General features: G+C 66.5%; 7 protein-coding genes. 6 read left to right on the top strand and 1 reads right to left on the bottom strand.

All coding sequences use genetic code 11. From position 1 onward, the window contains the following. The first annotated feature begins 232 nt into the window (after positions 1 to 232). The gene (locus ELI80_RS11315; RefSeq protein ID WP_236641464.1) at positions 233 to 931 is read left to right on the top strand and encodes a metal ABC transporter permease; all 699 of its coding nucleotides are present in this window, start codon (positions 233 to 235) and stop codon (positions 929 to 931) included. Between the two features lie 43 nt (positions 932 to 974). Here the strand turns inward: ELI80_RS11315 and ELI80_RS11310 are convergent, their stop codons facing one another. Further along, a complete protein-coding gene (locus ELI80_RS11310; protein WP_136652027.1) occupies positions 975 to 2189 on the bottom strand; it encodes an IS256 family transposase in 1215 nt (404 codons plus the stop codon). A 23-nt stretch (positions 2190 to 2212) separates the two neighbouring features. On the opposite strand from ELI80_RS11310, the gene ELI80_RS11305 reads away from it, so the two are divergent. The 5 genes from ELI80_RS11305 (at position 2213) to ELI80_RS11285 (ending at position 8658) form a co-directional block, all read left to right on the top strand. After that, positions 2213 to 2662 (top strand): hypothetical protein, encoded by a 450-nt coding sequence (locus ELI80_RS11305; protein WP_136652026.1) that lies wholly within the window; start codon positions 2213 to 2215, stop codon positions 2660 to 2662. Positions 2663 to 3008: 346 nt separating this feature from the next. Then, positions 3009 to 5006 (top strand): TonB-dependent receptor domain-containing protein, encoded by a 1998-nt coding sequence (locus ELI80_RS11300; RefSeq protein ID WP_236641463.1) that lies wholly within the window; start codon positions 3009 to 3011, stop codon positions 5004 to 5006. A gap of 201 nt (positions 5007 to 5207) precedes the next feature. Further along, on the top strand, positions 5208 to 6833 hold the full coding sequence (locus ELI80_RS11295) for an amidohydrolase (RefSeq protein ID WP_136652024.1): 1626 nt from the start codon (positions 5208 to 5210) through the stop codon (positions 6831 to 6833). Further along, positions 6830 to 7771: an ABC transporter permease gene (locus tag ELI80_RS11290; protein ID WP_136652023.1), complete on the top strand. Its 942-nt coding sequence runs from the start codon at positions 6830 to 6832 to the stop codon at positions 7769 to 7771. Before ELI80_RS11295 ends, ELI80_RS11290 begins: the two co-directional genes overlap by 4 nt. Beyond that, positions 7768 to 8658: an ABC transporter permease gene (locus ELI80_RS11285; protein WP_136652022.1), complete on the top strand. Its 891-nt coding sequence runs from the start codon at positions 7768 to 7770 to the stop codon at positions 8656 to 8658. Before ELI80_RS11290 ends, ELI80_RS11285 begins: the two co-directional genes overlap by 4 nt. Positions 8659 to 8674: the final 16 nt, after the last annotated feature.

Raw genomic sequence — 8674 nt, 5'->3', positions numbered from 1 at the left:
TCATGCACTAAGATTACAAACGGACCACCTCAGGGGGGCAGGCCACCTAGTGATTGGTCGACTTTCGATCTTAGTGCATGAGGGATCGGCCTGGAGCGGCAAACCCGGCGTCTCTAAGACCTTGCGGGTGGGAGGCAATAGGCTGAACGCGGGCGCCTGGTCCTGTATGAAAAGCTGGGCCGACACTAACGATCCTTGCATCGGCGAAACTGTAGAAGTTACAGAGCAGTTCGTGCCGCAGCTTCGTGCCGAAGCTGGCGCAGTATCCGTGCGCGGCAATTCCATGCTGTCCGACGCGATCAGCCATTCGATCATCCTGGGCATCGTCGTCGTCTGGCTGCTGACGGGCGACACTGCCGGGCCGGTGCAGATCCTCGGCGCCGCGCTTACCGGCGTGCTGACGGTCTTCCTGACCGAGCTTCTGTTCAGCACCGGGCGGGTGAAATACGACGCCGCAATCGGGCTGGTCTTTCCGGTCCTGTTCTCGGTCGGCGTGCTTCTGCTGAACCTCTACGCCCGCGACGTCCATATCGACCAGCACAGCGTGCTTTTGGGCGAGATCGGCTTCGTGTGGCTGGATACGATGTCCGTCGGAGGCCAGGACGTGCCCGAGGCTCTGGTCTTCATGAGCCTTGTCACCGTGGTGAACCTTCTGTTCGTGACGCTTTTCTACAAGGAACTGAAGATCACGACCTTCGATCCCGGCCTTGCCGCCGCTCTCGGTTTCGTTCCCGGCATCATGTTCTACGCGCTCCTCCTTCTCGTCAGCGCGACCGGCGTCGCGGCCTTCGATGCCGTGGGCGCGGTGCTCTTCATTGCCTTCGTGATCGTGCCGCCCTCTGCCGCGTATCTTCTGACCGACAGGCTCTGGCTCATGCTCGTTTACGGAGCGGTGATCTCGATCGGATCGAGCGTTCTGGGGAGTGTCTGAAGCTCTGTGTATCTGACCGGGCCCATGCGGTTTACAGATACGGTCAGGCGTCGAAGCGCCCTGCGAACATTATGGCCAGCTGATTGCGGGCGGCAACCCACTCCCGGACAGCGCGGCCGCCCTTCTCGAAGTTGCGGATGGCCAGGAAGATCAGCTTGGTTGCAGCCTCCTCGGTGGGGAATGAGGCCTTGGTTTTCAGGGTTTTCCGCAGCACCCGGTTGAGCGACTCCACGGCATTTGTGGTGTAGATGATCTTCCGGATCGCGGCGCTGAAGGCAAAGAACGGGATCACCTCGGCCCAGGCCCGTCGCCAGGCTGGGGCGATGGACGGGTATTTCCCGGCCCATGTCCCCTCGAAGTCATCGAGCCGGCGGGCGGCCTCCTCGGCAGTCGGGGCCTCGTAGATCGGGCGCAGGTCGGCGGCCACAGCCTTGCGGTCTTTCCAGCTGCAGAAGTTCATGGAGTGCCGGATCAGGTGAACGATGCAGGTCTGGACCGTGGTGTCCGGGAAGGCGGCGGTGATCGCCTCGGGAAAGCCCTTCAGCCCATCCACGACCGCGATCAGGATGTCTTGGACGCCGCGGTTGCGCAGCTCGTTCATCACCGACAGCCAGAACTTGGCACCTTCGTTGTCGGCGATCCAGAGCCCAAGAACCTCGCGCTCGCCCTCCCGCGTGACGCCCAGGGCGATGTAGACCGCCTTGTTCCTGACCATCCGGCTGTCGGCATCGCGGATCTTCACTCGCAGAGCGTCAAAGATGACGATCGGATACATCCGGTCCAGCGCCCGGTGTTGCCAGTCCCGGACCTCCTCCAGCACGGCATCGGTGACGCGGCTGATCAGGTCCGGCGACACCCGTAGTCCGTAAAGCTCCTCGAGATGGGCCTGGATGTCGCGCACCGACAAGCCGGCCGCATAGAGCCCCACAATCTTGTCGTCGATCCCGTCGATCCGGGTCTGGCCCTTCCTGACCAGCTCGGGCTCGAAGCTGCCGTCCCGGTCGCGCGGCACCGCCAGCGGCACCTCGCCATCCGAGCCCTTCACCCGCTTCGTCGCGGTGCCATTGCGGCGGTTGGCCTGGTCGGGCGGCGGCTCGGCCCCGGCCTCATAGCCCAGATGCGCGGTCAGTTCGGCCCCAAGCATCCGCTCCATCAGCCGGACCTTCAGCTCCTTCATCAGCCCGGCATCGCCGAGCAAATCCTCGGGCCGCTTGCAGCCCTTCAGCAACTCGTCCAGCAGCTCGTTGGAAATCGTCATCGTCCTTGCTCCTCTCAGGAAGCATGGACCGGGTCAGTCGTACACAGAAGACCGGACACTCTCGCGTTCTGGGGTACTTCATTGCCGTGGCGCTCGACGTGTCGATCGGCGGAATGATGGCGGTCATGACCGGCGTCTTCCTGACGCTCGCCTTCCTCTTTGGGCCACGCCACGGGATCATCGCGCGGGCCTGTCGTCGCCGGGGACAGCGGCAGGAAAACCAGCTGCGCACCGTCGCCGTCCACCTCTACGCGCACGAGGACACGGCGGAACGGACCGAAGAGAACGTGGCCACGGCCTTGCGGACCCATCTTGGCTGGAGCCGGGAGACGGCGCACCGGGTCATGGCGGCAGGCATTTCCGAGGATCTGTTCGTCAGGCAGGGCGACATGCTGACGCTGACGCCCAAGGGCAGGGCAACCGCGCGGTCGATACTCGAGCCATGGCGGACCGAAGGGCTCGGCACGCCGTGAATGGGACAGCGCCGCGGGCGGAACGTATCAAAGCCAAACGAACCAGTAGAGGTTCGGGCGCAAGGCGACGACCCTGCCGTCTGTCGCTCGCAAGCCACACGCGGTCCCGCATCCGGCCCACGGCATTGCCCAAGTAAAATAATCAGAATACAACCCTGCGATCACCCAGGTCGTGGCGCTCCCTTTCGCTCTCTCAACCAAGGCAACCCATGTCGTTCATTCACGCGAGTTGCCGATGCCCTCTCTCCTGCAATCCTCCCTTGTCCGTCGTCGCGGCCGCAGTCTCCGCACCGTTCTCCTGTCGCTGACGGCGCTTTCTGCTCCCGCGCTGGCCGCAGCGCAGGAAATGGGCTCCGATACCGTCGTTCTCGATACCGTCGTCATCACCGCCTCGGGCTTCGAGCAGACACTCGCGGAAGCGCCCGCCAGCGTCTCGGTCATCACCTCCGAGGAACTGCAGAAAGGCAATTTCACCAACCTGACCGACGCGCTCAAGGAGGTGCAGGGCGTCGTCACCACCGGCATCGCCAATGAATCCGACATCTACATCCGCGGCCTGCCGGGCCAGTACACGCTGATCCTCGTGGACGGAAAGCGGCAGAACACGCGCGATTCCCGGACCAACGGCAGCGCCGGCTACGAGCAGAGCTTCATTCCCCCGATCGCGGCCATCGACCGCATCGAGGTCGTTCGCGGACCGATGTCCTCGCTGTACGGCTCGGATGCGATGGGCGGCGTGATCAACGTCATCACCAAGCCGGTGTCCGACAGCTGGACCGGATCGGTCACCGCCGAGGGCGTCTTCCAGGACGAGGGAGGGTTTGAAAACAGCCAGCAGACCTCGTTCTACGCCGCCGGCCCGCTGGTCGCCGACAGGCTGGGGCTGCAGCTCTGGGGTCGCAAGTTCGACCAGGATGCCTCCTCGATCCCGGGTGGGCTGGATGCCTCGGACGACTTCGATCTGGGCGGCCGCCTGACCTGGCGGATCGATCCCGACCAGCAGCTGCTACTGGAAGCCGGCCGCACCCGGATCACCAGCGAGGATTACAGCGACCTCAGCTACCGCGACCACGACCGCAAGCACTGGTCGCTGACCCACAAGGGTCAGTTCGGCGACATGGAGACCGAGCTCAGCTTCGCGCAGGAAACCGGCGAGCGCACCAGCTTCAGCCGCGAGGCGCTGGACACCACGTATGAGGAGAACCTGCGCTCGCCGCTGGTCCGCAACACGGTCGTGGATGCCAAGGCCGGCATGCCGCTGGACTGGAACGGCGAGCACCGGCTGACCTTCGGCGGACAGGTCCTGCGTACCCTTGTCGAGGACCAGAACCCCGGCGCGCAGGCGCATCTGCCCCCCGAGCAGCGCTATGACGAAAAGCTGTCGCTGGACGAATGGGCCGTCTTCGCCGAGGACGAATGGCGGATGCGCGAGGACTTCGCCCTGACCCTCGGCCTGCGCTTCAGCGATCACGAGATCTACGGCAGCCACGTCACCCCGCGCATCTATGGCGTCTGGAACGCGACGCCCGCGCTGACCGTCAAGGGCGGGATCTCGACCGGCTACCGCGCGCCCGACATCCGGACGATCACGCCGGGCTATGCCTACACGACGGGCGGAAGCGGCTGTTCCGGCAACACGCCTCCGTCCTGCGGGGTGATCCTGGGCAACCCCGATCTCGATCCCGAGGAGACCACCAACGTCGAACTGGGCGCGATCTACGAGGGCGGCAGCTTCACGGTCGGTGCCACCGCGTTCCATACCAGGTTCAGGAACAAGCTGCAGCAGATCCGCACCGACGAGGTGTGGACGGACGGGCCGCGCTACACCGGCGCGGACGGCGAACTCTACTACTACAGCATCTACCGCAACTTCAACGTCGACGAGGCCGAGATCACCGGGCTGGAGCTGACCGGCGACTGGGAGATCACCTCAACCCTGTCCACGCGGGCGTCCTATACCTACACGAAGTCCGAGCAGAAGACGGGCGACTTCGCCGGCTTCCCCGTGGCCCGCACGCCCGAACACATGGCCAGCCTGCGCTTCGACTGGGTTACGCCGGTCGAGGGGCTGGATAGCTGGCTTAGCGCCAACTACCACGGCTCGGAAATCGCCTCGGGGCTGCGGATCGGCACCAACGGCCGCCCCATCGAGATCAACGGACAGACCGGGCGCAAGTATGCCGCTTACACGACCGTGGATGCAGGGGCGAACTACAATCTGACCGAGACGGCGACCCTGAACGCGGCGGTCTACAACGTGCTCAACGAGGAAATCCGCGAGAGCGAGTTCAACACCGTCCTGGAGGGCCGGCGTCTCTGGCTGGGCCTGACGGCGAACTTCTGAGCGATGCCTTCCACGCAGCATCGTGGGGTGGTCCAGTCAGGGGACGGTACGGGCGGAGGGTTCTGACCATTGTCCACGGCAAAGGAAGGCGCTACTTATCGCCCCATAAGCTCCGACGATGCCAATGGCAGTCCTCTCGTGTTGACAGGTCGGGAATCGAAAACGTCCACTGACCACGCAGGAACACGAAGGGAGTGGACGGTGGAAGCAGCGGATGTGGTGCTGACCGGGGGCGTGGTCTGGTGCGGGTTGGGCTTGCCCAGGGCAGAGGCGGTGGCGATCAAGGACGGGCGCGTGGCGGCGACCGGCACGACGGCCGAGATCGACGCCATGGCCGGTCCGCAGACCCGGCGAATTGACCTCAAGGGTCGCTTCGCGATGCCCGGGATCAACGACGCGCACATGCATCTGCTGCCGCTCGGCATGGACATGAGCCGGGTCGATCTGCGGCCCCAGATCACCCCCACGCTCGAATCGCTGCTGGACGCGCTGCGGGCGCGCGCCGCCGACACGCCCGCGGGCGAGTGGGTGCTGGGGCGCGGGTTCAACCATTTCCTGCTGGACGTCGGCCGGTTCCCGCACCGGGACGAACTCGACCGCGCGTGCCCCGATCACCCCTGCTACATCGTGCGCACGGACGGGCATTCGGCCGTGGCCAACAGCCGCGCGCTGGAACTGGCTGGCATCGACGAAAGCACGCCGCAGCCCGAAGGCGGGCTGATCGAGATGCGCGACGGCCGCCTGACCGGCATGGTCGCGGAAACGGGACGCGAGCCGTTCGAGGCGGTCCTGCCCCATACCTCCGTCGACGACATGGTCGAGGCGATCGAGCGCGCCGGGCACGTCATGCTGGGCCACGGCATCACCTCGGTTATGGAGGCCGCGATCGGCCTGCATGACGGCTGGGACGAGATGGTCGCCTATCGCCGCGCGCGGGACGAAGGCCGCCTGCCCGTCCGCGTCTATGGCTGCGTGATGGCCGACAAGACGCGCTCGATCCTGCCGCAGGCGATGGCCGAGGGGCTGACGACCGGCGCAGGGGACGAGATGTTCCGCATCGGCCCGGTCAAGATATTTACCGACGGCAGCGCCGGGTCCAAGACCGCCGCGATGACGCGGGACTACATGGGCGATCCCGGCAACAAGGGGCTGCTCTGCATTCCCGACCAGGCGGAGCTGGACGCGATGGTGCGCGAGGCGCATGACGCGGGCTGGCAGACGGGCATCCACGCCATCGGCGACGCCGCCATCGAGCAGGTGCTGAACGCTATCGAGGCGGCGCAGGCCGCGAACCCGGCGCACGGCCGCCGCCACCGGATCGAGCATTGCGGCTGGCTGCGCCCCGACCAGATGGACCGGCTGGAGCGGCTGCACGTCCTGCCGGTGGCGCAGGCCTCGTTCCTCTACTGGTTCGGCGACAACTACGACACGGTGCTGGAAAAGGACCGCATCGCCGCCTCGCATCCCTTCCGGACTTGGACCCTGCGCGGGCTGAACCCATCGGCCTCGACCGACTGCCCGGTGACGGACATCGACCCGCGGGCGGTGATCTACAACATGGTCACCCGCAAGACGCGCACGGGCAAGGTCTTCGGGCCCGAACAGCGCCTGAGCATCGACGAGGCGCTGCACGCCTATACCTTCGGCTCGGCCTATGCCTCGCACGAGGAAGGGCTGAAGGGGCGGCTGGAACCGGGGCAGCTGGCCGACATTGCCGTCTTCGACCGCGACCTGACGTCCGTCGACCCCGAGGCGCTGCTGGACGCGGTCTGCGAGATGACCCTGCGGAGCGGCGAGATCGTCCATGAACGGTCCGGACCGGCATGATCAGCGCGCTGGTCAACCGCCTGCTGCTGTCGATCCCGGTGCTGATCGGCGTCGTGATCTTCGGTTTCCTGCTGATCAAGATGGCGCCGGGCGACCCCGCGCAGATCATGGCCGGCCCCACCGCCACGCCCGAGGTCGTCGCGCAGATCCGCCAGCAGATGGGGCTGGACCAGCCGCTGATCGTGCAGCTCGGCCGCTATGCGGAACGGCTGATGCAGGGCGACCTGGGCCGGTCGCTCATCTCGAACCGGCCCGTCCTCAGCGAGCTTGCCGCCGCTGTCGGACCGACGGTCGAGCTAATGATCGCCTCTCTGATCTGGGCCGTGCCGCTGGGGATCGCGATGGGCACCATCGCGGCCGTGCGGCGGGGAAGCTGGCTGGACCGGGGGATCATGGCGGTCTCGGTCGCGGGGGTGTCGCTGCCGATCTTCTTCATCGCGCTGGTGCTGATGCAGTTCCTGGGCGTGACCCTGCAGATCCTGCCCTTCATGGGGCGCGGCGGCCCCTTGTGGACCATCGAGGGGCTGCGCCATCTGGTCATCCCCGCGCTGTCGCTGGGGCTGATCTTCGTCGGCCCCGTCGCCCGGATGACGCGGTCGAGCGTCCTCGAGGTGCTGCGGCTGGACCATGTGCGGACCGCCCGCGCCAAGGGCCTGACCGAGCGCCGGGTGATCCTGCGCCACGCGCTGCGCAATGCGCTGATCCCCGTCGTCACCCTGATCGGGCTGCAGGCGGGCTATCTGCTGGGCGGCGCGGTCGTGACCGAGACGATCTTCTCCTACCCCGGCATCGGCCGGCTAGCGGTCGGCGCGATCCTGTCCTCGGATTTCCCGCTGGCGCAGGGCACGATCCTCGTCCTCGCGCTGGGATTCATCATCATCAACATGATCGTGGACATGCTTTACGCCGTCCTTGATCCGCGGGCCCAGAAGTCATGAGCGTGACCGACACCATCGCCCCCGCCGCCGACGAGGCCCCCGCCCGCCGCCACTGGCTCGCCGCCCTGATGCGCGACCCCGCCGCGGCGCTGGCGATCACGGTGTTCCTGCTGATCGCGCTTGCGGCGATCCTGGCCCCGTGGCTCGCCCCGCACGACCCGGCCGAAAGCACCCGCAACATGATGCTGCCGCCCGCCTGGGCCGAGCGCGGCAGCGCCGAGTTCCCGCTTGGGACGGACGGACAGGGCCGGGACATCCTGTCGCGCCTGCTGCACGGGACTCGGCTCACGCTGCTGATCGGGTTGGTGGCGGTCGTCCTGGGGGGCGGCATCGGATCGCTGCTGGGGCTGCTCGCGGCCTTCTACAGCCGGCTCGACCCCTGGATCATGCGGACGGCGGACGTGATGCTGTCCTTTCCCGCGATCCTGCTGGGCCTCGCGCTGGTGGCGGTGATGGGGGCCGGCGTGACGCCGGTGATCCTTGCGCTGGCGGTGGCGACCATCCCCGACAGCGCCCGGATCGCGCGGTCCGTCGCCGTCGGCGTGATGAAGCAGGAGTTCGTCGAGGCCGGGCGCGCCCTTGGCCTGCCCGACCGGATGCTGTTCACCCGCTACCTGCTGCGCAACTGCATCTCGTCCATCATGATCTTCATGTCGCTGCGGTTCGGGCAGGTAATCCTGCTGGGCTCGGCGCTGAGCTTCCTGGGCCTGGGTGCGCGGCCGCCCGCCTCGGAGCTGGGGATGATGGCATCGCAGGGGCGCGACTTCATGCTGTTCGCGCCGCATATCGCGATCATCCCGTCGCTGGCGATCTTCGTGATCGTGCTGACGGCCAACGTGGCGGGCGACGCGCTGCGCGACGTGCTCGACCCCAGGATGAGAAGCTGAACGACAACAAGCAGGG

Source organism: Paracoccus aeridis (assembly GCF_004923205.2).
GTDB classification, from domain to species: domain Bacteria; phylum Pseudomonadota; class Alphaproteobacteria; order Rhodobacterales; family Rhodobacteraceae; genus Paracoccus; species Paracoccus aeridis.
The sequence above is the reverse complement of the archived record's forward strand: the minus strand, read 5'-3'. Positions and strand labels throughout refer to the sequence as shown.